A 26,026-nucleotide genomic window follows, 5' to 3' on the forward strand; every position below is an offset into this window, starting at 1 on the left:
GAACAACGTTACGCGTTCACGGCTCGCCTGATGAGCCCGGCCATCCGGGCCGAGCCGTCGAGCACGCCGATGGATGCCGCGGCGTCGGCCATCCGCTGCACCCGTGCGGCGTCGGCCAGCAGCGGGACCAGTTCGTCGGCGACCCAGGCCGGCAGGAACTCGGCGTCGTCGACCAGGACGCCACCGCCAGCGGCCACCACATCGGCGGCGTTGAAGCGTTGCTCGCCGTTGCCGACCGGGTACGGCACGTAGACCGCCGGGATGCCGAGGGCGCTGAACTCGCTGACGGTGGCCGATCCCGCGCGGGCGACGGCGAAGTCGGCCGCGGCCAGGGCCAGGTCCATCCGGTCGCAGTACGCGACCATGACATAGTGCGGCAGGCGCGGATCGGCGACCTCCGACTTCTCGCCGGTGATGTGCAGGACCTGCCAGCCCGCGTCGATCAGGGCGCCGGCGGACTGCACCAACGTGCTGTTCAGCCGGCGCGCACCGAGCGACCCGCCGGTGACCAGCAGCGTCGGCCGGTCGGCGTCGAGGCCGAAGAAGGCGAGGGCTACCGGGCGGGCGGCGCGGCGGTCGAGTTCTTCGATCTCCCGGCGGAGCGGCATGCCGACGAAATGGGCGTGCCGGATCGGAGTCTTGTCGAACGCGACGCCGACGTGCCGGGTGGCGCGGGCGCCGAGCTTGTTGGCCAGGCCCGGCCGGGCGTTGGCTTCATGGATGGCCACCGGGATTCCGGCGCGGGAGGCGGCGATATAGGCGGGTGTGGCGACATACCCGCCGAAACCGACGACCACGTCGACCCCGCGGTCCCGGATGATGGCGCGGGTGCGGGCGATGGCCTGCCGCATCAGCGGCAGGAAGGCCAGCGCCTGCCGGTTCGGGCGGCGCGGGAACGGGACCCGCGGGATGACCAGCAGCTCGTACCCGCGGGCGGGGACCAGACGGGCCTCCAGACCCTCAGCGGTGCCGAGGACCAGCACCGTGGCATCCGGATCGTGCTCGGTCAGGTAGTCCGCGACGGCCAGCAGCGGATTGACGTGCCCGGCGGTGCCGCCGCCGGCCAGGAGATAGGTGGTCATCGGGCCGCTGCCCCGGTGTCAGCACGCTGGCCGGAATCGACGCCGGGCCGGCTGCCGCGGGTGAACGAGAGGACGATACCGATGGCGATCAAGGTGCTGAGCAGGGCGGTGCCGCCGGCGGAGATCAGTGGGAGCGGGACCCCGAGGACCGGGAACACCCCGAGCACCACCCCGATGTTGACCAGGGCCTGGCCGATGACCCAGACCATCACTGTCGCCGTGGAGACCCGCACCTGGAGGTTGCCGGTGGAGCGCATGACGCGGATGAACGCGAAGGCCAGCAGGATGAACATGCACAGCACGACGATGGCACCGATCAGGCCGAGTTCTTCGCCGATGATGGCGAAGATGTAGTCGTTGTCGGCGGCGGGGAGCCAGGACCATTTGGCCTTCGAGTTGCCGAGTCCCACCCCGAATACGCCGCCGTTCGCCAGCGCCCAGGTTCCGTGCAGCGGCTGCCAGCAGGCCGCGGAGATGGTGCCGCTGATCTCGTCGCACCCGGTGCCCAGGAAGCTCATGATGCGGGTGAGCCGGTTCGAGCTGGACAACGCGACCACCAGTGCGCCGACACCGCCGATGACGAGCGGGAGCGCCAGCATCCGCAATTTCACACCGGCGAAGAACAGCGCGCCGAACAGGATGCCGGCCATGATCATCACCGTGCCGAGGTCACCGCCGATCATCACCAGCATCACCGCGCCGCCGCCCACCCCGAACACCGGGATCAGCACGTGGCGCCAGTCGTCGAGCCGGTCCCGCTTGAGCGAGAGGATCATGCCGAGCCAGATCACGAGCGCCATCTTGATCAGCTCGGAGGGCTGGAACTGGACACCGCCGATCGAGAGCCAGTTGGTGTTGCCGGCCACCTCGATGCCGAGCGGGGTGAAGATCACCAGGCACTGCAGGAAGCAGGAGCCGATCAGGGCCGGCCAGGCGATGCGTTGCCAGAACTTCAGCGGGAACCGGCTGACCACGAGCATCAGCGGAATCCCGACCAGCGCGAAGACGCCCTGGCGGAGGATGCCGCCGAAGAAGCCGGCGTTCTCCAGGTACGAGTCGACCGATGACGAGGACAGCACCATCACCAGGCCGAAGACCACGAGGAACAGGGTGGTGCCGAGGAGGAGGAAGTAGTTGGCCGATTCGGCCTTGAACACCCGTCCGAGTGAGATCCGGGCCGCTGCGCCGGCGCCGTGGGAAACCGCGTCGCCGGTTTCGGACGGACGTGGCGCCTGCGACTCGCGCGGCCCGTGCTCTCCGGCGACCGGCCTAGGAGTCCTGATCCGAGGCGGATTCGTGGTCACCCGCCCCACCTCCCAAATAGTCTCGAACTGCTTCCGCGAACAACCGGCCGCGCTCGGCGTAGTCGGTGAACTGGTCCATTGATGCCGCCGCGGGGGCGAGCAAAACCGTGTCGCCCGCCTCGGCCAGCCCGGCGGCCAGCCTGACCGCGTTCGGCATTACCTGTTCAGTGTCATCCGCATCGATCTCGAAGACCGGCAACGCGGGCGCGTGTCGCGCGAATGCCTCCCGCACTGCGGCCCGGTCGACGCCGATAATGATCGCGCCGCGCAGCCGGCTCACGTGGCTGGCGACGAGGCCGTCGATGTCGACGCCTTTCAGCAGGCCCCCGACGAGCCACACCACAGAGTCGAAGGCCTTCAACGACGCGTCGGCCGCGTGCGGGTTGGTGGCTTTGGAATCGTCGATCCAGCGGATGTCCGCGCTCCTGCCGACCACCTGGATCCGGTGCGCGTCGAGTGCGAACGTCTCCAGGGCGGCCCGGATCACGCCGGCTTCCACCCCGAAGGAGCGCGCCAGGGCCGACGCGGCGAGGATGTTGGCCAGGATGTGGGGCGCGGCGAGGCCGCGGTCGACCAGCTCGGCCACCGTGGTCAATTCGATGGCGTGGTCGCGGCGCTCCGCCAGGAACGCCCGGTCGCACAGGATTCCGTCGACGATGCCGAAGTCGCTGGGGCCGGGAACGCCGAGGCCGAAGCCGATGGCACGGGCGCCGTCCTGGACGTCGGCGTCCTGCACCATCGCCGAGGTTGCGGCATCCGCTTTGTTGTAGACGCAGGCGACCTTGGTGTTGGCGTAGACGGTGGCTTTGGCGTCGCGGTAGGCCTCGGCCGAGCCGTGCCAGTCGATGTGGTCGTCGGCCAGGTTGAGGCAGACGCTCGACCATGGCACCAGGGCGCCGGGACCGGTGCGCTTCAGGTGGTGCAACTGGTAGCTGGAGAGTTCGACCACCAGGGCGTCCCAGCCCTGCGGGTCACGGATGGCGTCCAGAACCGGGATGCCGATGTTGCCGCACGGGGCGACCCGGTGTCCGGCGGCGGCGAGCAGCGTCGCGGTGAGCTGCACCGTGGTGGTCTTGCCGTTGGTGCCGGTGACCAGGATCCACTCGGCGGGCGTTCCGTCGGCGCGCACGACCTTGTCGCGCAGGCGCCAGGCCAGCTCGATGTCGCCCCAGACCGGGATCGACTGCGATGCCGCCCAGGCGAGGAGCGGGTGGTCCGGGTGGAAGCCGGGCGACACGATGATCAGCTCGGGGTGGTGGGCGGCCAGCTCGGCCGGTGCCGCGGTGGCCGGGTGGGGCGCGCCGCGGGCCGGATCGAGGTCCGCCTGCAGCAGCCGGGCGCCGATCACGGGGAGCAGGGATGCGCGTTCTGACGCCGCGGAACCGGCCGCCGGCGCCGGGGCGACGACGAGCACGTCGGCGCCGAGTTCGGCCAGGGTGTCGGCGGCCGCGAACCCGGTGACGCCGAGCCCGAGCACCGCGACGCGGAGGGTGGCCCAGTCGGCGTGCCAGCTGGTGAGGGTGTCGAGCCGGCTCATGGTGTTCTGGTCAGCCATTCCAGGTAGAAGGTGCCGACGCCGGCGGCGACCAGCAGGCCGCCGATGATCCAGAAGCGCACCACCACTGTCACCTCGGCCCAGCCCTTGAGTTCGAAGTGGTGGTGGATGGGGCTCATCAGGAAGATCCGCTTGCCCCGGGTCACCTTGAAGTAGGCGCGTTGCACGATCACGGAGCCGGCTTCGATCACGAACAGGCCGCCGATCAGGACTAGCAGCAGTTCGGTGTGGCTGAGGATCGCCAGGGCCGCCAGGGCGCCGCCGATGCCGAGGGAACCGGTGTCACCGAGGAAGATCTTGGCCGGCGAGGTGTTCCACCAGAGAAAGCCGATCAGGCCGCCGACAATGGCCGCCGCAACGATGGCCAGGTCCAGCGGGTCGCGCACGTCGTAGCACTTGTACAGGTCGGCGACGTCGGCGCCGTTGACACAGGACTGGTTGGACTGCCAGAACCCGATCACGATGAACGACCCGATGGCGAGGATCGACGCCCCGGTGGCGAGCCCGTCGAGCCCGTCTGCCACGTTCACACCGTTGGAGGTGGCGGTGACGATCAGGCAGATCCAGATGATGAAGACGGCGATGCCGATGTAGGTGCCGAGCTTCAGGAAGTCGATCGGCAGGTCGCGCAGCAGCGACACGCTGGTGGTCGCAGGAGTCTGGCCGTGGGTGTTGGGGAACTGGATCGACAACACGGCAAAGGCCGCGGAAACGACCACCTGGCCGCCCACCTTGGCCCAGCCGCCGAGGCCGAGGCTGCGCTGGTTCCGGGTCTTCAGGAAGTCGTCGATGAAGCCGACAAAACCGAGCCCGACCATCATGAACAGCACCAGCAGCGGCGACGCGGGGATGTGCTCCCCTGCGATCCACATGGCGCTGAAATAGCTGATCACAGCGCCGAGGATGATGATGATGCCGCCCATCGTGGCGGTCCCGCGCTTGGAGTGGTGGCTCTTGGGCCCGTCGTCACGGATGAACTGTCCCCAGCCGAGCTTCTTGAACAGCCTGATGAACAGCGGGGTTAAAAAGAGCGTAAAGGCGAGCGACATTGCGCCGGCGATCAGGAGTGCTCTCACGAGAACAATTCTCCCAGCCGGTCGCCGAGGAATCGTAAGCCGGCGGAATTGGACGACTTCACCAGCAGCGTGTCCCCCGGTTTGACGGCGGACTGGAGCAGTTCGAGGGCGTCGTCCGGCGTGTCGACGATCGTCGCCTCGCCGTCCCAGGAGCCCTCGCGGATGGCACTGATGTACATCCGGCGGGCGCCCTGGCCCACCACCACCAGCTGGGAGATGTTGAGCCGCACCACAAGCAACCCGATCCGGTCGTGTTCTTCACCGGAGAGCTCGCCGAGTTCGCTCATCTCGCCCAGCACCGCGATGGTGCGCTGTCCGGGTTCGCGGATCTGGGCGAGGGTTTTGAGTGCCGCGGTCATCGAATCCGGGCTGGCGTTGTACGCGTCGTTGATGACGGTGATGTCGTCACGGCCGCCCATGACCTCCATCCGCCAGCGTTCGGCCACCCGCACGGCCTGCAGCGCCGAGACGATGTCGTCGATGGGCACCCCGAGTTGTTCGGCCGTGGCCGCCGCGGCCAGCGCGTTCATCACGTGGTGTTCGCCGAGCACCCGGAATGTGACGGGCCGGCTCTCCCCCGAGGCGAGATGGAGGCTGAACGTGGTTCCGCGGGCGGTGGAGCGCACGTCCGTGCCCCGGACCACGGGAGCGCCGTCCGGCGCGTCGCCCTGGCCGAACCAGACGATCCGGGCCGCGGTCGCCGCGGCCATCCCGGCTACGCGGGGGTCGTCGGCGTTCAGCACCGCGACATCCGTGGCTTCCAGGTCGGTGACCATTTCGGTTTTGGCGCGCACGGTGGCTTCGATGCCGCCGAATTCCCCGGCGTGGGCAAGGCCCACCTTGAGCACGATGCCGATGTCGGGCTTGGCCATGCGCACCAGGCGGGCGATCTCGCCGACCGCGCTTGCGCCCATTTCGGCGACCAGGAATCGGGTGTCCTCGGTGACTTCAAGCATGGTCAGCGGCGCGCCGACCTCGTTGTTGAACGAAGCGCGGGCGGCGACAGTGGGACCGACCCGTTCCAGGATTCCGCGGAGGAGGTTCTTGGTGGTGGTCTTGCCGTTGGACCCGGTGACTCCGACGATCTTCAGCCGGCCGAGCGAACGCACCCGGGCGATGACGTCGGTGGCGAGGTCGCCGAGGGCGGTGACGGCGTCGGCGACCACGATCTGGGCGACCGGGAGGTCGAGCTCCCGTTCCACGATGAGGAGTGCCGCGCCCTGGTCTGCTGCCACCGGAGCGTAGAGGTGGCCGTCGGTGAACTCGCCCGGCTTGGCGACGAAGATGTCGCCGGGCTTCACATCCCGGGAATCGGTGTGCACGGCGCCGTCGACGAGGGACTCGGCGGTGAGCCGGCCGCCGCCGGTTTCCGGTCCATCCAGGCGCAGCGTTCCGCCGACGGCGGTGGCGATTTCGGAGAGGGTCAGCGCTATCATCACAGCCATCCGGCTTCGTGGAGGGCCTGGCGGGAGTCGTCCCGCGCGGAGTAGGGAATCTTCACGCCGGCGACTTCGTGGTAGTCCTCGTGGCCGGGGCCGGCGTAGAGGATGACGTCGCCCTCACCGGCCAGAGACAACGCGGTGCGGAAGGCGGTGCGCGGGTCTGCGACCTCGTGGAACTCGCCGCCGGGCACGGCTTCGCGGGCGGCCGCCAGCAGGGTGGCACGAATCCGGGCCGGGTCTTCGAAGCGCGGGTGGAAGTCGGTGACCACGAGCACGTCGGCGCCACGGGCGGCGATGGCGCCCATGTCGGAGCGCTTGGTGGCGTCGCGGTCGCCGTCGGCGCCGAAGACCATGATCACTCGGCCGTCGGTGATGCTGCGGATGGCGGCCAGGGTGTTGAGGAACGCGTCGGGGCTGTGGCCGTAGTCGATGTAGACCAGCGGACCGCGGTCACCGGAGATGCGCTCGGCTCGGCCAGGGATGTACGCGTCGATGCCGCCGTCACGGTCGAGCGTGTGTGCGATCGCGTCCAGGTCGTAGCCGGACTCGACCAGCATCACGATCGCCAGCGCGGCGTTGGCGGCCATGAACCAGCCGAGCAGCGGCACCCGGGTGGTGAGCGAGCGGTTGTCAGGCCCGGAGAGCAGGAATTCGGTGTACTCGGCCTTTTCGGCCAGCACCGTCATACGCCAGTCGGCGTCGCCGTCCCGGCGGGTGGTCAGGGTGGTGACCGGGATCCGGCACTCGTCGACCATCCGGCGTCCCCAGTCGGAGTCGACGGTGATCACGCCCCGGCGGCTGCGGTCGGGCTGGAACAGCTCGAGCTTGGACTGGAAGTACTCGTCCATGTCGGCGTAGTCGTCGAGGTGGTCGTGGCTGAGGTTGGTGAATCCGGCGATATCGAAGACCAGTCCGTCGACCCGGTGCCGGGACAACGCCTGCGCGGAGACCTCGACGCCGACCGCGCGGACTTCGGCCTCCCGCATCCGTGCGAGCAGCGCGTGCAGTTCGCTGGCCTCTGGGGTGGTCAGCGAGCTGGTGACGGCCACGTCGCCGATCCGGCGTTCCGCGGTCGAGGTGAGCCCGGACACGACACCCAGCTGGCGGAGGATGGCGAACAGCAGGTAGACCACGCTGGTCTTGCCGTTGGTGCCGGTCACGGCGAACAGGGTGGCGGGGTTCTCGTCGGTGCGATAGATCCAGGCGGCGACAGCGCCGAGCGCCGCACGGGCGTCGGGCGTGACGAGCACCGGGAGGCCACTGGCCGCTGCGGCTGCGGCACCGGCCTCGTCGGTCAGCAGCGCCACGGCTCCGGCTTCGGCCGCGGCGGCCGCGTAGGCCGCGCCGTGGCTGTTGCGGCCGGGTACGCCGACATAGAGGTCGCCGGGCTGGATGGCACGGGAACTGAGGCTCACACCGGTGACTTCGAGGCCGTCGATGTCACCACGCAGTTCAAGGTTGAATTCTTCGACAAGCCCTGACAACGACCGAGGGACCGGATGCTGAGGACGAAGAGCCGAGGGCACCAAATCGGTCACAATCGCTTTCTTACCAGTTGGCAGGGAGGACAGGCGCGGGATTGCCTGATGGAACTGCCCGGTACTTCTTCAACACCTGGCTCATGACCTTTTGGAAGACCGGAGCCGGTGCGGCAGACGTATTCATGTTAACAGGATCCGCGAGGCTCACCGAAACGACGTACTGCGGATCGTCGGCGGGGGCGAAGCCGGAAACGGACACCAGGTAGCCGTGCGAGTATCCGCCGTGGCCGTCCGGCATCTGCGCCGTCGAGGTCTTCGAGGCGACCCGGTATCCCGGAATCTTCCACTTGTCGGCCAGCCACGCGTTGGCGTACACGTTCTCCAGCATGTCGGCCGTTGAGCGTGCCGCGGCGGCGGAGATGACCTGCCGGCCTGCCGCCACCGGCTGGTGCGTTTCGGTGCCGTCGGCCTGCCGGCATCCTTCGACCAGTTGCACCGGCAGCCGCACCCCGCTGTTGGCGATGGTCTGGTAGACGCTCGCCATCTGGATCGCCGTGGCGGTCAGGCCCTGCCCGAACATGGTGGCGTATTTGGTCTGCGGGTCCCAGTCCTCCCACGGGTGCAGGATGCCGGAGTCCTCGGAGGGGAATCCCACTTCCGACTCCGATCCGATGCCGAACTTGGTCATGTAGTCGTAACGTTCATGGTCGCTCAGCCGCTCGCCGAATTTCGACATGCCGGTGTTCGAGGACTCGATCAGCACGCCGGTGAGGGTGAGGTTGAGGTCGGGGTGCTGGGTGCTGTCGTTGATGTTCGCGCCGTTGTCGGGAAGGTAGCGGTAGGGGGCGACGACCTCGCTTCCCGGGTTCGCCTTGCCGGCGTCCACGACGGATGCCGCGGTGAGCGCCTTGAAGTTCGATCCCGGTTCGAACGAGGCGGTGAACGCGCGCGAGCCCCGGTTCTCCGGGTCGGTGCCGTTGACATTGTTCGGGTCGACGCTCGGGTAGTCGGCGACTGCGACGAGCTTGCCGGTCTTCACTTCCTGCACCACGGCGGTTCCCCAGGCTGCCCCGGTCGACTGGGCCTGGGCAGCGAGGGTCTGCTGCGCGTACCACTGCAGGTCGGAGTCGATCGTACTGAGCACGTCGCCGCCGTCACTGGCCTGTTTGGTCACGACGCTCGAGCCGGGGATCGGAATTCCGTCGCCGCCTTTTTCGTAGGTCTCGGTGCCGTTGGTGCCGGCCAGGCAGGAGTCCTGGCCGAGTTCAAGGCCGGCCTGCGCCTCCCCGGATGAGGAGACGAAGCCGATCAGGTTACCGGCGACTGCCCCGTTGGGGTAGACCCGGCTGGGGCTCTTCTTGAAATAGAGCCAGGGGATGTCCAGTTTGTCGAGGGCGCGATACACGTCGACGCCGACGCCCTTGACCACGTAGGCAAAGTCGGAGTCGGGGTTGTCGGCGAGGGCCTTCGAGATGATGCCCAGGATCCCGTCGCCGGTCTGGCCGGTGACGGCGCCGATTTCGGCGGCAGCCTGGGCGAGGGTCACTTTCGATTTCTTGCCGTCTGCCGTGGTTCGGGTGAAGCCCTTGGCGTTCTTGGGCGACAGGGTCACGTGGTAGCGCATGACGGCCCCGGCGAGCACGGTGCCGTCGGCGGCGAGGATGTCGCCGCGGGAGCCGTATACCGGGTCTTCGACCGAGCGGTTGCCGAGTGACTCCGCGTTCAGCGTGTCGGCGCGCACCACCTGGATGTCGACGAGTTTCACCACGAACACGGCGATGATCACGAAGAGAACGACGATGCTGGCGGCGGTGCGGCGCCTGCCGGAGGCGCTACTGCCGTTCCTGCGCGGTTTCGCCTGGCCGTTCTGGTGCACCGGTGTTCCTTACTGCGGCGGTGGCCGCTGTGACGCGTTGTTCTAGCGGGTGGTGGGCGTCGGCAGACCGTTACTGGCCGTCGGCGCGACGGGCGTCGCCGCTACCGGCGAAGCTACCGAAGAGTCGGCCTTCCGGGGCGCGGCCACGCCGGTGCCCTGGGCACCCGCAGGTTTCAGGTCCGTGACCAGGGGCACGCCGGCCAGCAGGGCGTTGGGTACCAGCTCGGCGGCGGGCGGTGCGCCGGGTGCTGAGGCCGGCGCACCGAGCACCGCTCCGTCGGAGAGGCGGAGGTAGACCGGATTCGCGTTTGCCACCATGCCCAGCGCTTCGGCGTTGGCGGCCAGGTTCTGGGGCGAGGAGGCGCGCACCAGGTCCTCGCTCACACCCTCGGCGGTGCGGCCCAGTTCGACCTTGGCCGACTGGAGGCTGGAGATCTCGTAGGCGCCCTGGGAGATGCCCACGCTCAGCAGCAGCTGGGCGACGACGATGGCCGCCATCCCGGCGACCGCGCCGAGGGCATAGACGGTTCGCGGCCTGGCCCGACGCTGGGTGCGAGTGGAGACGATCTCGATGTGCCGGCGCTCGGTCCGGTGATCGGCGCTCCGGTGATCGGCGCTCCGGTGATCGGCGCTCCGGTGATCGAGCCTGTCGAGATCCGGCCTCATCACGCGTGCCAGGTTGTCGCTCATGCGGCCCTCCTCGGGTTGTCTGACGTGGGCTTCCCTGGGCGGCGGAGCCGCTCAGCAGCACGGAGCCGCACCGGTGTCGCCCGCGGGTTGCGTGCCTTCTCCTCGTCCGAGGCGAGTTCGGCGCCCCGGATCAGCAGCTTGAACAGCGGCTTGTGCTCCGGCAGTTCCACCGGAAGCCCGGCGGGGGCGCTGGAGCTTGAGACGGAGGCCAGGGCCCGCTTCACGATGCGGTCTTCGAGCGACTGGTACGCCATTGACACGATGCGACCGCCGACGGCGATCACATCGAGGGCAGCGGGAACGGCCCGCTCGAGTACGGCGAGTTCCTGGTTGACTTCGATGCGCAACGCCTGGAACACGCGCTTGGCGGGGTGACCGGTGCGTTGGATCGCGACCGGGGTCGCGGCGGTGATGACCTCCACCAGCTGCGCGGAGCGCACGAACGGCGTGTGTTCGCGGGCAGCGACGATCGCCCTGGCGTAGCGGGAGGCGAGCTTCTCTTCGCCGTAGTCCTGGAAGATGCGGCGAAGATCGTGCTCGCTGTATGTGGCGAGGATGTGTTCGGCGGTTTCCGCGGACGTGTGGTCCATGCGCATGTCGAGCGGCGCATCCTTCGAGTAGGAGAAACCGCGTTCCACCCGGTCGAGTTGCAGAGACGAGACGCCGAGGTCGAACAAGACGCCCTGGACCTCGTTGATGCCGAGGTCGGCCACGGCCCGGTCGATGCCGTCGTAGACGGTGTGAACCAGCTGCACCCGGCCGTGGAACGGCTTCAGCCGCTCTTCGGCGATGGCGAGGGCCTCGAGGTCTCGATCGAGTCCCACCAGCACCAGTTCGGGGAAACGCTGGAGGAACGCCTCGGCGTGCCCGGCCATGCCGAGGGTCGCGTCGACGAGCACCGCTCCGGGCGCCTCGAGCGCCGGGGCGAGCAACTCGATACACCGCTCAAGCAGGACCGGGGTGTGGATGTCGTTGATGGCCATGTAGTGCCGGGACGGCCCTGGAGCCTGATCCCCATCCGTTCTTGCCTGCCACCGGGGAAGTGTGTCAGGAGTGAACGGCTGGGAGTCAGGCGCCAGGATCAGAAGAGTCCCGGGATCACCTCCTCCGTGGTGTTGGCGAACGAGGCTTCCTGCTCGGTCAGGTAGGTCTCCCAGGCTTCGCTGTCCCAGATCTCGACGCGGCTGCCCGCTCCGATCACGGTGAGTTCACGGTCGAGTCCTGCGTAGCTGCGAAGGTTGGCCGGGATGGTCACCCGGTTCTGCTTGTCGGGCGTCTCGGAACTGGCGCCGGAGAGGAAGACGCGCAGGTAGTCCCTGGCCTGCTTGCTGGTGACCGGGGCCTGGCGGATCTTGTCGTGCAGGTCCTCGAACTCGCGAGTGCTGAACACGTAGATGCAGTGTTCCTGGCCACGGGTCATGACGACGCCGGTGGAGAGTTCGTCCCTGAACTTCGCCGGAAGGATGATTCGCCCTTTTTCGTCGAGCTTGGGGGCATAGGTCCCGAGGAACATCATCACCCCTTTCATCCGGCCAGGTCAGGTGTCGCTCCACTTTACTCCACTCCGTACCACAAAGTCTCTAGCGGATGCCAAATCCGCCCGAATGGGGCGCAGGATTCCGCTCTACGTAAGGCATGTAGCCGGTGGAGGGAAATGGAGCAGGAGGGCCTAGCCGGGGGCGCAAAAAAGGGCCGATCGGGATGATCGGCCCTGGTTGCTGGTGGGGCGCCCTCAGGCGACGCGCCAGCCGGCTCTCTGGTGGGTGATGGTGGGGAGACGTGGATGCCCCGGCAATGACGGCATCCGGACCCGGCGGCGCCGCGTGCGGCCACGCCGGTGGACCAGCGCTGGTGGACCAGCGCTGGTGGATCAGCGCTGCCCGTCCTGGCGACGGTCCCAGCGCTCGTTCAGACGGTCCATGAACCCCTGTCCGGACGCGGCCGAGGACGCACGGCCCTGCCTCGGCATCCGACCGGCCGATGCTGCCGCCGAGCGACGAACGGCCTTCGACGGCGTGATCGCGACGAGCACTCCCCCGAACATCACGACGAAACCAAGGATGCCGAGCCACAACTGCTGGATGGCGACGCCGGCAATCAATGCCGCGATTCCTGCCACCGCCATCAACACACCCACGGCGATCGAGCGATAGTTCGGTCGCAGCCTCGATGCCCCGACGGTCGCCACAAAATCGGCATCGTTGTGATAGAGGCTGCGCTCCATCTCTTCAAGGAGTCGCTGCTCCTGTTCCGAAAGCGGCATCTCATTCCCTCCAATGACGGGATCGAGCGGGTTAGCTCCCAATTCTAGTCCAGCTGCGGTAGCTAGGCTAGGCACGTGGCTGAAAGCAATCGCGTGGTCGACCTGGTTCAATCTCGCATCAACGAATTCCTAGTGGCCCGTCAACCAATTCTGGTCTCAGTTAGCCCTGATCTGGCTCCACTGGCGGACTTCTCACGGCAATTTCTCAGCGCTGGCAAGCGATTCAGGGCCACGTTCTGTTACTGGGGCGCCACCAGCGTCGGCCCGCTCTCTGAGGGTGCCCTGGCCGCCACGATCAGCGCCGCCGGGGCGCTCGAAGTCTTCCACGCTGCCGCGCTGGTGCACGACGACATCATCGACAATTCGGACACCCGCCGGGGGGCCGCATCCGCTCACAAATTGTTCGAGGGCATGCACCGGCAGAGCGGATGGGCGGGCAGCGATGAGGGGTACGGCCGCGCGGCCGCCACGCTGCTCGGTGACCTCATGCTGGGCTGGAGCGATGAGCTGCTCGATGAGGGGCTCGAGCTGGTCGCCGACCGGGATGCGGCACGCCGGGCGCGCGACGAGTTCAACCGGATGCGCACCGAGGTCACCGCCGGGCAGTACCTCGACATCCTCGAGGAGCAGGCCTGGCTGGTGCAGCCGGAGGCGGAGCTGCAGGACCGGGCGATGCGTGTGATCACCTTCAAGTCCGCCAAGTACAGCGTGCAGGCACCGCTGCAGATCGGCGCCGCCCTGGCCGGCGGCACCGACGAGCAGCTGGCCGCGCTCGGGGCGTTCGGCCTGCCGCTCGGGATCGCCTACCAGCTCAGGGACGACCTGCTCGGCGTCTTCGGCGACAGCGAGGTCACCGGCAAGCCCAGCGGTGACGACCTTCGGGAGGGCAAACGCACCGTCCTGGTCGCGCTTGCGCGGCGCGCGCTCGATGCGCGCGCCCGGGCGCGGCTCGACGGCGAGCTCGGCGATCCCGCGCTCACCGCGTCCCAGATCAGCGCGCTGCAGGACGTGATCGCGGGCAGCGGCGCGGTCGAGCGCACCGAGGAACTCATCACCGGACACGTGCGCGAGGCGATGGCCGCGCTCCGGGACGCGCCAATGGACGCGGGCGCCAAACAAGAGCTTGCCGCCCTCACCGAGAAGGTGACGCGCCGCGACTTCTAGCGCCCCTTCTCGCCGAACCCGCACTTGTTGGGGTTATCAGGCTCGTTTAGGCCCAACAAGTGCGTTCTCGCGGGCCAAGGCGAGGGCTTAGGGTTCACGCAAAGGGGGGAGGAGTCAGGCGAGCGCCTGGGCGACCCGGCGCACCTCGGCCTTGCGGCCGGCGCGCAGCGCCGTGATCGGTGCGACACCCAGGCTGTCGTCCGTCTCGAGCAGCCATTCCATCGCCAGGTCGTCGGTGAACCCGTCGTCGGCGAGGACGAACAGCGTGCCCCGGAGGTCGCTGAGAGGTCCTTCACTGTCCAGGAAGATCTCGGGCACCTGGAGCACGCCGTTGCGGCGAACGGCCAGCAGGTGCCGGTCCTCGATCAACCTGCGCACCCGGCCCTGTGTGATGCCGAGTCGTTCAACCAGGTCGGGGATGGTCAGCCACTGATGCTCTTCGAACGCGTCCGTCACGGGTCAAGTCTGCCATGACCGGCAGCGCCGTGTCGCCCTCCGGCCGCCCGCCGACTCCACAGCCGGTGCCACGGCCGCCGCACAGCGGGCGCGGGTCGGGGCACCGGGGCAACCATGTGTCCAACAGATCGACTAGAACCCCACCAGCCCCATTGGCCACATTGGTTGACTCCTCTATATTTCTGTGTCAGCGTGGGGGTTGGCACACGTACCCGACGGGAGGTCTCATGCCGTCTTACGTCTCACTTCCGCTCGACACCGAGCAGGCCGCACACGCAACGGCGGCAGCGGATGTCGTCCCACCGGCCCGCCGGAGCGACGAACCGAAACACTCGGCTCCCCGCACGGGCAAGCGCCGCCGCCTGCTGTTCGGCACGATGCCGATCGTGTTCGCCAGCACCATCGCGATGACGCTGAACCTGGCCGCGCCCGCCCATGCCGACTCCCTGCAGAAGCGCCAGCCCAAGCCGAAGGACAGCCTCCCCGGCCAGGCACTCACGAAGGGCCTGGCGGCCGCCACCGCCGCGACCGAGATCGCACCCGCGCAGTACACCGTGGTCGATGGCGACACCGTCAGCGGCATCGCCGGCCGGTTCGGCCTGTCGACGGCATCCGTGCTCGCCCTGAACGGCCTCGGCTGGTCGGCGCTGATCTTCCCGGGCCAGGTGCTGACACTGAGCACCCAGGCGGCTCCCCTGGTTGCGGCGCCCGCGCCCACACCGGTGGCAGCCGAGCTCACGCGGCACACCGTCGTCTCCGGTGACACCATCAGCGGAATCGCCGCCGCCCACGGGCTGCCGGCCTCCGCCGTGCTGGCCGCGAACGGGCTCGACCGCACCAGCATCATCTTCCCCGGACAGGCCATCGTGATTCCGGATGCCCACGCCTGGGCGCCCGCCGCCGCTCCCGTCGCCGCGGCACCGGCTCCCGCAGCCCCCGCCGCGGCCACCCACACCATTGCCAGCGGTGACACCATCAGCGGCGTCGCCGCAGCCGCCGGGGTCTCCGTGCAGGCCGTCCTCGAGGCGAACGGCCTCGGCTGGTCCAGCATCATCTACCCGGGCCAGGTACTCCGGATGCCACCGGACGCGCCGGTGCCGGTCCCCGCGCCGGTGCTGGCCAGCTACGTCACGCCGATTGTGCCGACCGTGCTCACCGACGAGATGCGGGCCAACGCGTCGATCATCGTTTCCACCGGCCGCGCCGCCGGGGTCAACGACTACGGGCTGGTCATCGCCCTGGCCGCGGCCGCCCAGGAATCGGGGCTCCGCAACGTGCAGTACGGTGACCGCGATTCGCTGGGCCTGTTCCAGCAGCGGCCGAGCGCCGGCTGGGGCGCCCCGGAGCAGGTCCTTGACCCGGCACGGGCCAGCCGGGCGTTCTTCGGCGGGGCCGGCAACCCCAATCGGGGTGTCACCCGCGGCCTCCTCGACATTCCGGGCTGGGAGTCGATGACCGTGACGCAGGCCGCGCAGGCCGTGCAGATCTCGGCGTACCCGGACTTCTACGCCAAGTGGGAGGCGCCCGCGCGCGCCTGGCTCGCGGAGCTCGGCTGACGCCCCAGGTTAAAGGTCGGTAACATCCCGCCGCCGTACGGGGTGTTAGCGGTTTGTTTGCCGTCCGCTTCCTTAGAGTAGACAGGTGACCGATACGCCGTCAGACCCGATGATCGGCCGTCTCATCGACGGCCGATATCAGGTGCGCTCGCGAATCGCGCGCGGCGGGATGGCCACCGTCTACCTGGCCACCGACCTGCGCCTCGAACGGCGCGTCGCGATCAAGATCATGCACGGCCACCTGGCCGACGACAACACCTTCAAAAGCCGTTTCGTGCAGGAGGCCCGTTCCGCTGCGCGACTTGCCCATCCGAACGTCGTGAACGTCTTCGACCAGGGCCAGGACGCCGACATGGCGTACCTGGTCATGGAGTACCTCCCCGGCATCACGCTCCGTGACCTGCTGAAGGACTACGGCAAGCTCACGCCGGAGCAGACCATCGACATCCTCGAGGCGGTGCTCAGCGGGCTGGCCGCCGCGCACAAGGCCGGTATCGTGCACCGCGACCTCAAGCCGGAGAACGTCTTGCTGGCCGACGACGGCCGCATCAAGCTCGGTGACTTCGGCCTGGCCCGCGCGGCGAGCAATAACACCGCCACCGGCCAGGCCCTCCTCGGGACGATCGCGTACCTCTCCCCCGAGCTCGTCACCCGGGGTGTGGCGGACGCCAGGAGCGACATCTACGCGCTCGGCATCATGACCTACGAGATGCTCACCGGCGAGCAGCCGTACGTGGGTGAAGCGCCGATGCAGATCGCCTACCAGCATGCCAACGACACGGTACCGATGCCGAGCACCCGCGTCTCGTCGACCCCTCGGGAACTCGATGATCTCGTGCTGTGGGCCACCGCCCGCGATCCGGAGCAGCGCCCGCGTGACGCGCGGGTGATGTTGGACCAGCTGCTGGATGTCGAGCACATTGTGCGGCCGATGGTTCCCAGTTCCACCACCATGCAGCAGACCATGGTCATGCCCGGTGCCGTGAACTCGATGGTCGCCGACGCTGAGACCCAGGTCCTCGGTGCCGGGCCGCTGGCCATGGTCGCCACCGGAGAGCCGCTGGTGTCCACCAGCACGAGCGCGCTCGCCACCAAGGCGCAGAAACGCAAGCGCCGCGGCTACTGGCTGTTCGCGCTGGTCATCCTGCTGGCCGGCCTGGCCGGCGGCACCGGCTGGTACTTCGGCGCCGGGCCCGGCTCCCAGGTGGCAGTGCCGCAGCTGGCATCCGCCTCACCCGACGCGGCAACGGCCCAGCTCGCCGAGCTCGGGCTGAAGACCACGCTCGGCACGGAGTACAGCAGCACGATCGAAGCGGGCCTGGTCACCAGCACCCACCCCGGCGCGGGGGCACGGGTGGCCAAGGGCAGCGTGGTCACCGTGAACGTCTCCCAGGGCCGGCAACCGATCACGCTCCCCCCGCTCGCCGGCCTCAGCCAGGACGCTGCCACGAAGGCGATCACCGACCTCGGCGCCGCCGTCGGCACGACGGATGCCCAATTCACCGACACCGTGGACGCCGGCACCGTGGTCGCCGCGTCGCTGGAGACCGACGGCACCGATGTTTCGGCCGGCGGCCCCTCCTTCGTCGGCCTGAACGTGAACCTCGTCGTCTCCCTCGGCGCCATCCCGGACGTGTCGGGCAAGACGGTGGACGACGCGACCACCATCCTCGGCGACAAACACCTCGTGGTGCAGGCCGGCGAGAGCAGCTACAACGACACGGTTCCGGAAGGCGACGTGATCTCCGCGTCCCCGGCGAAGGACGGCCCCGTGCGCGAGGGCGACACCATGGTGCTCTCCATCTCGCGGGGGCCGGAGCCGGTCGTGGTCCCCAATGTCGTCGGGATGAACTGGAACGACGGCAAGCAGAAACTTCTCGACCTCGGCTTCAAGCTCAAGTACAACCCAGGAGCGGATGCGATCGCGCCCGTCCTCAAGGTTCAGTCCACCGACCCTGCTGCCGGCCAGACGGTGCCCAAGGGCGCGACCATCACCCTCACCCCGCAGTTCTGACCGGGCGGCGCCGCCTCCGTCGCGGCCCACAAGCGGGCCGCGGTCAGCGGACCGCGAGCTCCTCAGCAACCAGGAACGCGAGCTCCAGCGACTGCATGTGGTTCAGGCGCGGGTCGCAGAGCGACTCGTACCGGGTGGCCAGGCTGGCCTCGTCGATGTGCTCCGAGCCGCCCAGGCACTCGGTGACGTCGTCGCCGGTCAGTTCGACGTGGATGCCGCCCGGGTGCGTCCCGACGGCGCGGTGCGCCTCAAAGAAGCCCTTGACCTCGTCCACGACGTCGTCGAAACGACGCGTCTTGTACCCGGTGGGCGTTGTCATGCCGTTGCCGTGCATCGGGTCGGTGACCCAGAGCGGGGTCGCGTCGCTGTCCTTGATCACCTCGAGCAGCGGTGGCAGGGCGTCCCGGATCTTGCCGGCGCCCATCCGGGTGATGAAGGTGAGGCGGCCGGGTTCGCGGTGCGGGTCGAGGGTGTCGACCAGTCGCATCATGTCGTCCGGGGTGGTCGTCGGGCCGAGCTTGACGCCGATCGGGTTTCGCACCCGGGAGAGGAAGTCGACGTGGGCGCCGTCCAGGTCGCGGGTGCGTTCGCCGATCCAGATGAAGTGCGCCGACGTGTTGTACGGCGTCCCGGTGCGGGAGTCGATTCGCGTCATCGGGCGCTCGTAGTCCATCAGCAGGCCCTCGTGGCTGGTGTAGAACTCGGTGCGCTTCATCGCGTCGAAGTCGGCGCCGCAGGCGATCATGAACTTGATCGCCCGGTCGATCTCCTTGGCCAGGCCTTCGTAGCGCTGGTTCGCCGGGTTGGCGGCGAAGCCCTGGTTCCAGCTGTGCACCTGGCGGAGGTCGGCGAACCCGCCCTGGGTGAACGCCCGGATCAGGTTCAGCGTTGAGGCGGCAGTGTGGTACCCCTTGACCAGGCGGGCCGGGTCGGCCTCGCGGGACTCGGGGGTGAAGTCGTAGCCGTTCACGATGTCGCCGCGGTAGGCGGGCAGCGTCACGTCGCCGCGGGTCTCGAAGTCGCTCGAGCGCGGCTTGGCGAACTGGCCGGCCATCCGGCCCATCTTGACCACGGGCATCGAGGCACCGTAGGTCAGCACGACCGCCATCTGGAGCACCGTCTTGACCCGGTTGCGGATCTGGTCGGCGGTGGCGCCGGCGAACGTCTCGGCGCAGTCACCGCCCTGCAGCAGGAACGCCTCGCCGCGTGCGGCCTCGGCGAGCCGGGTGCGGAGGATGTCGACCTCGCCGGCGAACACCAGCGGCGGCATCGTCGCCAGTTCAGCGGATGCCGCGGCCACGGCGTCGGCGTCTGGCCAGGTCGGCTGCTGCTTGACGGGCAGCGTGCGCCAATAGTCCAGACCAGCAATCACCGAGTCATCCGCTGTTACAACTGGTTCGGTGGGGTCTACCACTGGGCTGTTCCTGTTTTCTCTTGATGGCACTGAGCATGCGGCTGCGCGGCACACGAATATCCGAGGCTCGGCGCGGGGGGACTCTGGCAGCTTATCGCGAAAGGGTTGCGCGCTTTTCTTTCACGCTGGTGGCATACACGTCCACGTATTCCTGGTGGCTGAGCCGCTGCAGTTCGTACATCAACTCGTCCGTCACCGAGCGCAGCACGAAGCGGTCGCCTTCCATTCCGTCGAAGCGGCTGAAGTCAAGGGGCTTTCCGATGACGATGCCGACGCGGCGCACTTTCGGGATGCGGGTGCCGGTGGGCATGGCCTTCTCGGTGTCGATCATCGCGACCGGGACGATCGGCACACCGGATTCGAGCACCATCCTGGCGACACCGGTGCGGCCGCGATACAGCTTCGCGTCGGGGCTGCGGGTGCCCTCCGGGTAGATGCCGAGCACGTGCTGTTCGCCGAGGACGCGGAGGCCGGTGTTGAGCGAGTCCTCGGAGGCCTTGCCGCCGGAACGGTCGATCGGCAGCTGGCCGGTGGCCTTGAAGAACTGTTTGGTCGCCCAGCCCTTGAGGCCGGTGCCGGTGAAGTACTCGCTCTTGGCCAGGAAGGCGACCCGGCGCGGCACCACGAGGGGCAGGAAGATCGAGTCGATGAAGGAGAGGTGGTTGCTGGCGAGGATCACGCCGCCTTCCTTCGGGATGTTCTCCAACCCGATCACCCAGGGCCGGAAGATTCCGAGCAGCAGCGGACCGACCACGACGTTCTTCATGAACCAGTAGAACATCGCCGTCTCCTCTCGCTTGCTGATCAGCCTAGTCGGGCGCTCACGCACGACCGCGCAGATCCGCCGCTTACGCGCCGGCGGCGTGGAGCCTGGCCAGGTCGGCCGCGCCGACCACGCCGGCGTCGTTGACCAGCTCGGCGACCGCGAACTCGGGCTCGGGGTGGTAGCCGCGAGCCGGGAGGTGCTCGAGGTAGGCGACGCGGATCGGATCAAGGAGCAGGTTTCCGGCGGCCGACACTCCCCCGCCGATCACGAAGATCTGCGGGTCTAGGACCGCGCCCAGGCTGGCGCAGGCCTGGCCCAGCGAGTTCCCGAGCTGGCGGAGGGCGGCCAGCGCCCCGCCGTCGTGCTCCTCGATCAGGCGGCCGACGTCCTTGCCGGTGAGTTTGCCCCTGCGCTGCCTGGCCGCTGCGAGTCCGAGGCCGATTCCGCCGGCATCCGCGAAGTCATTGGCGATACGGAGCAACGCGCGCCCGGAGCCGTACTGCTCGATGCACCCGCGGGCTCCGCAGCCGCAGGGCAGCCCGTCGGGGACGAGTCGCAGGTGGCCGAGTTCGGCGGCGGCGCCGAAGCCGCCGCGGAACAGCTTGTCGCCGGCCACGATGGCTCCGCCGACGCCGGTGCCGATGGTCAGCGTCACCATGTCGCTGTACAGCCGGCCGGCGCCGTAGCGGAACTCGGCCCAGCCGGCGGCGTTGGCGTCGTTCTCGATGATGACCGGCAGGTCGAGCCTGGCCTCGAGCGCGTCGCGGAACGGTTCGTTGCGCCAGTTGATGTTGGGGGCGTAGTAGACGGTCGATTGGGCCGAGTCGATGAACCCGGCCGCAGCCACGCCGGCAGCGCAGACCTCTTCTCCCGCAGCCAACCCGTTGATCATGGCGACGACGACGTCTTCGATCTCGCGGGGGTCTCCGGCCGGGCTCGGCTGGCGGTCGGAGCGGATGATGGTTCCGAACTCGTCGACGAGGGCACCGGCGATCTTGGTGCCGCCGATGTCGATTCCGATGGCATGCACGGCGGGCGCCTTTCGTCGGGGCTTCACGCCCAGGTGGGGAGTGTCGGACGGGCGCCCTGCGGCACCCCCTAGAGTGTAGTAAACCAGTTTGCCGCAGGGCGAAAACGCCCGCTCGGTGCCGAAGGAGTTGCCGTGAAACAGTTCGATATGCCCGCTGTTGTGCCCGCAGACCCGCAGTCCAACGTCTCCGACCTTCTGGAGGACCGTTTCCGCGCCACGCCGGAGCTGGTGTTGTTCTCACTTCCCAGTGGTGGCGGCTGGACGCCGGTCACCACCGCGGAATTCCACGCCCGGGTGGTGGCGCTGGCCAAGGGGCTGGTGGCCGCCGGAATCGAGCCGGGCGACAAGATCGGCCTGATCTGCAAGACCCGCTACGAATGGACGCTGATCGACTTCGCCGTCTGGTACGCCGGCGCGATCCTGGTGCCGGTCTATGAGACCAGTTCCCCCAGCCAGATCCAGTGGATCCTCGGCGATTCCGGCGCGACGTCGTTGATCGTGGAAACCTCCGACCATTTCTCCCGGTTCGACGAGGTGCACCCCGAACTCTCGAATATAGATGATGTCTGGCAGATCGAGCTCGGCGACCTCGACAAACTGGCCGCCGCCGGCATCGGTGTCACGGATGCCGAGATCGAGCGCCGCCGGACCCTGGCCGTCGGGGCCGACATGGCCACCTTGATCTACACGTCCGGGTCCACCGGCAAGCCCAAGGGCTGTGTGCTCACCCACTCCAACTTCCTGGAGACCAGCCGTAACGCCGCGGTCGCCCTGAAAGAGGTACTCAGCGACGAGCAGGGCGCATCCACCCTCCTCTTCATCACCACCGCCCACATCTTCGCCCGCTTCATCGCGGTGCTCTGTGTGCACGCCGGTGTGCGGGTCGGCCACCAGGCCGACACCAGGCAGTTGCTCCCGTCGCTCGGAAGCTTCAAGCCCACTTTCCTGCTGGCCGTTCCCCGCGTGTTCGAGAAGGTCTACAACTCGGCCGAGCAGAAGGCCGAAGCCGGCGGCAAGGGCAAGATCTTCCGCGCGGCGGCCGAGATCGCGGTGTCGCACTCGCGGGCCCTGCAGGACGGCACGCCGATCTCCCTGTTCGACAAGGTGAAGTTCGCCCTGTTCGACCGGCTCGTCTACAGCAAGCTGCGCGCGGCGATGGGCGGCAACGTGAAGTTCGCCGTCTCCGGTTCGGCTCCGCTCGGCGCACACCTGGGCCACTTCTTCCACAGCCTCGGCATTGTGATCCTCGAGGGCTACGGCCTCACCGAATCCACCGCACCGGCCACGGTGAACCTGGCCGACAAGGCGAAGATCGGCACCGTCGGGCCGCCCCTGCCGGGGGTGTCGATGCGCGTGATGGACGATGGCGAGGTGGAACTCAAGGGCGTCAACATCTTCACCGGGTACTGGCAGAACCCCGAGGCCACCGCTGACGCCTTCGACGATGGCTGGTTCAAGACCGGCGACATCGGCGATTTCGACGCGGACGGTTTCCTCACCATCACCGGCCGTAAGAAGGAGATCATCGTGACGGCCGGCGGCAAGAACGTCGCCCCCGCTGCCCTGGAGGACCCGATCCGGGCCAACCCGCTGATCGGCCAGGTCATCGTGGTCGGCGACCAGAAGCCGTTCATCGGCGCCCTGATCACCCTCGACCCCGACATGCTGCCGGTGTGGCTGAACAACAACAACGAAGACGCGGGCATGTCGCTGGCCGAGGCATCCGTCAACCCGACGGTGCTCGCCGAAGTGCAGCGGGCCGTTGACCACGCCAACGACCGGGTGTCACGGGCGGAGTCGATTCGCAAGTTCGTGGTGCTGCCGAGCGAGCTCACCGAGGCCACCGGTCACCTGACGCCGAAGATGAGCATCAAACGCAACATCATCATGCGGGACTTCGCCGACGTGGTCGAGGGAATGTACGCCGGGGCGCCCACCACTGAGGGCATCGCCGTCCCGCGCACGAAGTAGGGGGTGCCAGCGCCCCTGGGCCGGAGCGCTAGAACCAGTCCGACTCGCGGAGTTCCTTCATCGCGGCCCGGCGGTTCTCCTTGTCGAGCCGGTCCAGGTAGAGCAGCCCGTTGAGGTGGTCGGTCTCGTGCTGGAGCGCCTGCGCCATCAACCCGGTCCCGGAGAGTTCGACGGCGTTGCCGTCGAGGTCGATGCCGGTGACGCGGGCGAACGGATACCGGCTGGTCGGGTACCAGAGGCCCGGTACCGACAGGCAGCCCTCGTCGACGAGCTCCGGCTCCCCGGACAGCTCGACGATCTCTGGGTTCAGGATGTAGCCGACATCGCCGTCGACGTTGTAGCTGAATGCCCGCAGGTTGACCCCGATCTGCGCGGCCGCGACACCGGCGCGCCCCGGCAGCAGCACGCTGTCGAGCAGGTCATTGACGAGTCCGCGCACCCGGTCGTCGATGGATACGATCGGGTCGGAGACGGTCTTCAGGACCGGGTCGCCGAAGAGTCGGATCGGGCGTTCGGGCACTGTGGTCTCCCCATTTCTGATAGCGGATGCGTTCGGTGTGGTGCGCGCAGGTCGCGGGTCCGGCCGGTCGGGTGGTTCCGCGGGGGCCGGGGACCGGGCGGCTAGGCGGTACGGTCGGCGGGCAGTCCCTCGACGACGAGGGCAGCCAGGGTTCGTGCGGCCAGCCGGGTGATCGGCCGGAGGTCCCGCCAGGTGACGACGCTGCCCGCGGCAAGCTGCGGGTCGTACGGGATGCGCACGATCTCACGAACCCGGGAGCGGAAGTGCGACTCGATCTCCTCGAGCTTGACCAGGTTGGTGCCCTGGGTGGCCGTGTTGAGTGCGACGATGGCGTTCCGCACCAGTTCGCCGTAGCCGTTGGCCTCCAGCCAGGTCAGGGTCTCCGAGGCGAGCCTGGCTTCGTCGACACTGCCGCCGGAGACGATCACGATCGAATCCGCGCGCTGCAGGGTGGCTCGCATGACGGAGTGCACAATGCCGGTGCCGCAGTCGGTGAGCACGATGGAGTAGAACCGGGATGCGAGGTCGGCGACGACGTTGTAGTCGTTCTCGTCGAACGCCTCGGAGAGCATCGGGTCGCTGTCGGAGGCGAGGATGTCGAGCCGGGTCTCGTCCCGGGAGACCAGGGCGGAGAAGTCGGTGAACCCGCCGATGGAGGCGGCTTTGGTCACGACGTCCCGCACCGTTGACCGGGTCTGCTTCGCGACCCGCTCGGAGAGGGTGCCACGGTCGGGGTTGGCGTCGACGGCGATGATGCGGTCTTCGCGGGCATCGGCGAGGGCCATGCCGAGGAGGGTGGTGACGGTGGTCTTGCCGACACCGCCCTTGCGGGTGAGGACCGGCACGAACCGGGTACCGCCCTCGAACTCCTTCTGGATGCGTTCGTCCATTGCGATGTGCGCGCGCACCTTGGCCGAGTCGCCGAGGTTCACCAGGTGCAGGGTGGCGTTGTACACGAACCGGTTCCAGGTGCCGTGCGGCGGCCGGCGGGTCTTGCGGTTGACCTCGAGCAGCCGGTCCGAGGTGAGCATCGAGGCCGACTCGGGCTCGCCCGCGGCGTGTGCCCGCGCGCGGTCGCGGCGGGATTGCGCGGCAACGGTGTCGACGCTGCCGGCGTGGTCGGAACGGTGGTCGGACGAACCGGTCCCGCCCCGTTCGCCGCGGCTGATGGCCGAGGTGTCGATCTCGATGGTGTGGGTGGTCGGCTCTGAGCGGGGCGGGGCCACCGACGGTGTGACGGTGCGGTCCGGCACGCCGCGTTCCGGGGTGGCCCGGGCTGTGACGCGACGCTCCGGCACACCGTGGTTCGGGCGGGCTGACTCGGGCCCCGCGGGTTCCGGCTCCAGCGCACGACGATGCGCACCCGGCACCCCGACCGGGATGCTCAGGCTCTCCGGTAACGCGGACGCCAGGTTCTCGAAGGTGTGCGGAGGCAGCTCACTGTTGTATTCGTCGCCGGGTTCTGCACCGTGGTCGGCGGCAGACTGGCCGTAGTCGTCTGCACCGGCTTCGGGCCCACTGGGTTTTTCCGGGTACGGGCGTTTGTCTGGCACGACGTCAGCCTACCGTGGACGTACCACCACGAGCAGGTCGCCGGCGTCGACCTGTTGGGTCTTGGGGATGGCGACGCGTTCGATGGTGCCGGCGATGGGGGTGGTGATCGCGGCTTCCATTTTCATGGCCTCGATGGAGGCGACGGCCTGGCCGGCTTCGACCTGGTCGCCGTCGTCGACCTGCAGGGTGACGACGCCGGAGAACGGGGCGGCGATCTGGCCGGGCCGGTTCGCATCCGCTTTCTCGGCGGCTTTGGTCTGCACGGCGATCGACCGGTCGCGGACGAACACGGGGCGGAGTTGCCCGTTGAGGATGGTCATCACGGTGCGCATGCCCTTGTCGTCGGCCTCGCCGATGGCTTCGAGGCCGACGTAGAGGCGCACGCCCTTGTCGATCTCGACGACGTGTTCGCCGCCCTGGTTCAGGCCGTAGAGGTAGTCGACGGTGTCGACGACGGAGAGGTCGCCGAACAGTTCCCGGATCTGTTCGAACTGGCGGGTCGGCGCCGGGAACAACAGCTGGTTGAGCATCTGCCGCCGGGTGGGGCTGTCGCCGTTCAACGCGGTGCGTTCGGTGTCGGTGATCTCGGTGACGCCGATCTTGATGGTGCGGCCGGCGAGGACCTTGCTGCGGAACGGTTCCGGCCAGCCGCCGGGGAGGTCGCCGAGCTCACCGGCCATGAACCCGACCACCGAGTCCGGGACGTCGTACTTGTCCGGGTTCGCCTCGAAGTCCGCCGGGTCGGCGTTCACCGCGGCCAGGTACAGGGCCAGGTCGCCGACGACTTTCGAGGACGGGGTGACTTTCGGCAC

At 68.5% G+C, this 26,026-nt stretch carries 22 protein-coding genes; 4 read left to right on the plus strand and 18 right to left on the minus strand.

The window, feature by feature from the left end:
- Positions 1–8 precede the first annotated feature (8 nt).
- The 11 genes from AB4Y94_RS16245 to AB4Y94_RS16295 form a co-directional block, all read right to left on the minus strand.
- Positions 9–1,082, minus strand: a complete 1,074-nt coding sequence (locus AB4Y94_RS16245) for a UDP-N-acetylglucosamine--N-acetylmuramyl-(pentapeptide) pyrophosphoryl-undecaprenol N-acetylglucosamine transferase (RefSeq protein WP_441729040.1) — start codon at positions 1,080–1,082, stop codon at positions 9–11.
- Positions 1,079–2,386, minus strand: coding sequence for a putative lipid II flippase FtsW (ftsW, locus tag AB4Y94_RS16250; protein ID WP_441729041.1), 1,308 nt, complete (start codon positions 2,384–2,386; stop codon positions 1,079–1,081). The genes AB4Y94_RS16245 and ftsW overlap by 4 nt, the downstream gene beginning before the upstream one ends.
- Positions 2,352–3,941, minus strand: coding sequence for a UDP-N-acetylmuramoyl-L-alanine--D-glutamate ligase (murD, locus tag AB4Y94_RS16255; protein ID WP_441729042.1), 1,590 nt, complete (start codon positions 3,939–3,941; stop codon positions 2,352–2,354). The genes ftsW and murD overlap by 35 nt, the downstream gene beginning before the upstream one ends.
- Positions 3,920–5,017 carry a phospho-N-acetylmuramoyl-pentapeptide-transferase gene (gene mraY / locus AB4Y94_RS16260; RefSeq protein ID WP_441729043.1) on the minus strand — a complete coding sequence of 366 codons (1,098 nt, stop codon included), beginning with the start codon at positions 5,015–5,017 and terminating at the stop codon, positions 3,920–3,922. The genes murD and mraY overlap by 22 nt, the downstream gene beginning before the upstream one ends.
- Positions 5,014–6,453: a UDP-N-acetylmuramoyl-tripeptide--D-alanyl-D-alanine ligase gene (locus tag AB4Y94_RS16265; RefSeq protein WP_441729063.1), complete on the minus strand. Its 1,440-nt coding sequence runs from the start codon at positions 6,451–6,453 to the stop codon at positions 5,014–5,016. The genes mraY and AB4Y94_RS16265 overlap by 4 nt, the downstream gene beginning before the upstream one ends.
- On the minus strand, positions 6,453–7,997 hold the full coding sequence (locus AB4Y94_RS16270; RefSeq protein ID WP_441729044.1) for a Mur ligase family protein: 1,545 nt from the start codon (positions 7,995–7,997) through the stop codon (positions 6,453–6,455). The genes AB4Y94_RS16265 and AB4Y94_RS16270 overlap by 1 nt, the downstream gene beginning before the upstream one ends.
- 10 nt (positions 7,998–8,007) lie before the next feature.
- Positions 8,008–9,816 (minus strand): peptidoglycan D,D-transpeptidase FtsI family protein, encoded by a 1,809-nt coding sequence (locus AB4Y94_RS16275; RefSeq protein WP_441729045.1) that lies wholly within the window; start codon positions 9,814–9,816, stop codon positions 8,008–8,010.
- 42 nt (positions 9,817–9,858) lie between these two features.
- Positions 9,859–10,506, minus strand: coding sequence for a hypothetical protein (locus tag AB4Y94_RS16280; RefSeq protein ID WP_441729047.1), 648 nt, complete (start codon positions 10,504–10,506; stop codon positions 9,859–9,861).
- The gene (gene rsmH / locus AB4Y94_RS16285) at positions 10,503–11,489 is read right to left on the minus strand and encodes a 16S rRNA (cytosine(1402)-N(4))-methyltransferase RsmH (protein ID WP_441729048.1); all 987 of its coding nucleotides are present in this window, start codon (positions 11,487–11,489) and stop codon (positions 10,503–10,505) included. The genes AB4Y94_RS16280 and rsmH overlap by 4 nt, the downstream gene beginning before the upstream one ends.
- A gap of 98 nt (positions 11,490–11,587) precedes the next feature.
- Entirely contained in the window at positions 11,588–12,019 is a 432-nt protein-coding gene (mraZ, locus tag AB4Y94_RS16290) for a division/cell wall cluster transcriptional repressor MraZ (protein WP_441729064.1), read from the minus strand.
- A gap of 357 nt (positions 12,020–12,376) precedes the next feature.
- Positions 12,377–12,769 (minus strand): DUF3040 domain-containing protein, encoded by a 393-nt coding sequence (locus AB4Y94_RS16295; protein ID WP_441729049.1) that lies wholly within the window; start codon positions 12,767–12,769, stop codon positions 12,377–12,379.
- 75 nt (positions 12,770–12,844) lie between these two features.
- Between AB4Y94_RS16295 and AB4Y94_RS16300 the strand changes: the two genes are divergently transcribed.
- Positions 12,845–13,933, plus strand: coding sequence for a polyprenyl synthetase family protein (locus AB4Y94_RS16300; RefSeq protein ID WP_441729050.1), 1,089 nt, complete (start codon positions 12,845–12,847; stop codon positions 13,931–13,933).
- Between the two features lie 114 nt (positions 13,934–14,047).
- On the opposite strand, the gene AB4Y94_RS16305 is transcribed toward AB4Y94_RS16300, so the two are convergent.
- The gene (locus tag AB4Y94_RS16305) at positions 14,048–14,389 is read right to left on the minus strand and encodes an Rv2175c family DNA-binding protein (protein WP_441729051.1); all 342 of its coding nucleotides are present in this window, start codon (positions 14,387–14,389) and stop codon (positions 14,048–14,050) included.
- A 227-nt stretch (positions 14,390–14,616) separates the two neighbouring features.
- On the opposite strand from AB4Y94_RS16305, the gene AB4Y94_RS16310 reads away from it, so the two are divergent.
- Together AB4Y94_RS16310 and pknB are read left to right on the plus strand one after the other, a co-directional pair.
- On the plus strand, positions 14,617–15,945 hold the full coding sequence (locus AB4Y94_RS16310; RefSeq protein WP_441729052.1) for a LysM peptidoglycan-binding domain-containing protein: 1,329 nt from the start codon (positions 14,617–14,619) through the stop codon (positions 15,943–15,945).
- An 85-nt stretch (positions 15,946–16,030) separates the two neighbouring features.
- Positions 16,031–17,959 carry a Stk1 family PASTA domain-containing Ser/Thr kinase gene (gene pknB, locus AB4Y94_RS16315; RefSeq protein ID WP_441729053.1) on the plus strand — a complete coding sequence of 643 codons (1,929 nt, stop codon included), beginning with the start codon at positions 16,031–16,033 and terminating at the stop codon, positions 17,957–17,959.
- A 43-nt stretch (positions 17,960–18,002) separates the two neighbouring features.
- On the opposite strand, the gene AB4Y94_RS16320 is transcribed toward pknB, so the two are convergent.
- From AB4Y94_RS16320 to AB4Y94_RS16330, 3 genes are all read right to left on the minus strand, one after another.
- Complete coding sequence (locus AB4Y94_RS16320) at positions 18,003–19,331, minus strand: class II 3-deoxy-7-phosphoheptulonate synthase (protein ID WP_441729054.1); 1,329 nt, start codon at positions 19,329–19,331, stop codon at positions 18,003–18,005.
- A 133-nt stretch (positions 19,332–19,464) separates the two neighbouring features.
- A complete protein-coding gene (locus tag AB4Y94_RS16325; RefSeq protein WP_441729055.1) occupies positions 19,465–20,154 on the minus strand; it encodes a lysophospholipid acyltransferase family protein in 690 nt (229 codons plus the stop codon).
- Between the two features lie 67 nt (positions 20,155–20,221).
- On the minus strand, positions 20,222–21,169 hold the full coding sequence (locus AB4Y94_RS16330; protein ID WP_441729056.1) for an ROK family glucokinase: 948 nt from the start codon (positions 21,167–21,169) through the stop codon (positions 20,222–20,224).
- Positions 21,170–21,301: 132 nt separating this feature from the next.
- Between AB4Y94_RS16330 and AB4Y94_RS16335 the strand changes: the two genes are divergently transcribed.
- Positions 21,302–23,140, plus strand: a complete 1,839-nt coding sequence (locus tag AB4Y94_RS16335; protein WP_441729057.1) for an AMP-dependent synthetase/ligase — start codon at positions 21,302–21,304, stop codon at positions 23,138–23,140.
- A 28-nt stretch (positions 23,141–23,168) separates the two neighbouring features.
- Here AB4Y94_RS16335 and def read toward each other — a convergent pair whose 3' ends face one another.
- The 3 genes from def to AB4Y94_RS16350 all read right to left on the minus strand — a co-directional run.
- A complete protein-coding gene (gene def / locus AB4Y94_RS16340) occupies positions 23,169–23,660 on the minus strand; it encodes a peptide deformylase (protein WP_441729058.1) in 492 nt (163 codons plus the stop codon).
- Between the two features lie 101 nt (positions 23,661–23,761).
- Positions 23,762–25,213 carry an AAA family ATPase gene (locus tag AB4Y94_RS16345; RefSeq protein ID WP_441729059.1) on the minus strand — a complete coding sequence of 484 codons (1,452 nt, stop codon included), beginning with the start codon at positions 25,211–25,213 and terminating at the stop codon, positions 23,762–23,764.
- A 9-nt stretch (positions 25,214–25,222) separates the two neighbouring features.
- Positions 25,223–26,026, minus strand: an 804-nt coding sequence (locus AB4Y94_RS16350; RefSeq protein WP_441729060.1) for a biotin/lipoyl-containing protein, incomplete at its 5' end; no start/stop codon positions are given.

The sequence above is a fragment of the Glaciibacter sp. 2TAF33 genome (assembly GCF_052114945.1).
Lineage (GTDB): Bacteria > Actinomycetota > Actinomycetes > Actinomycetales > Microbacteriaceae > Cryobacterium.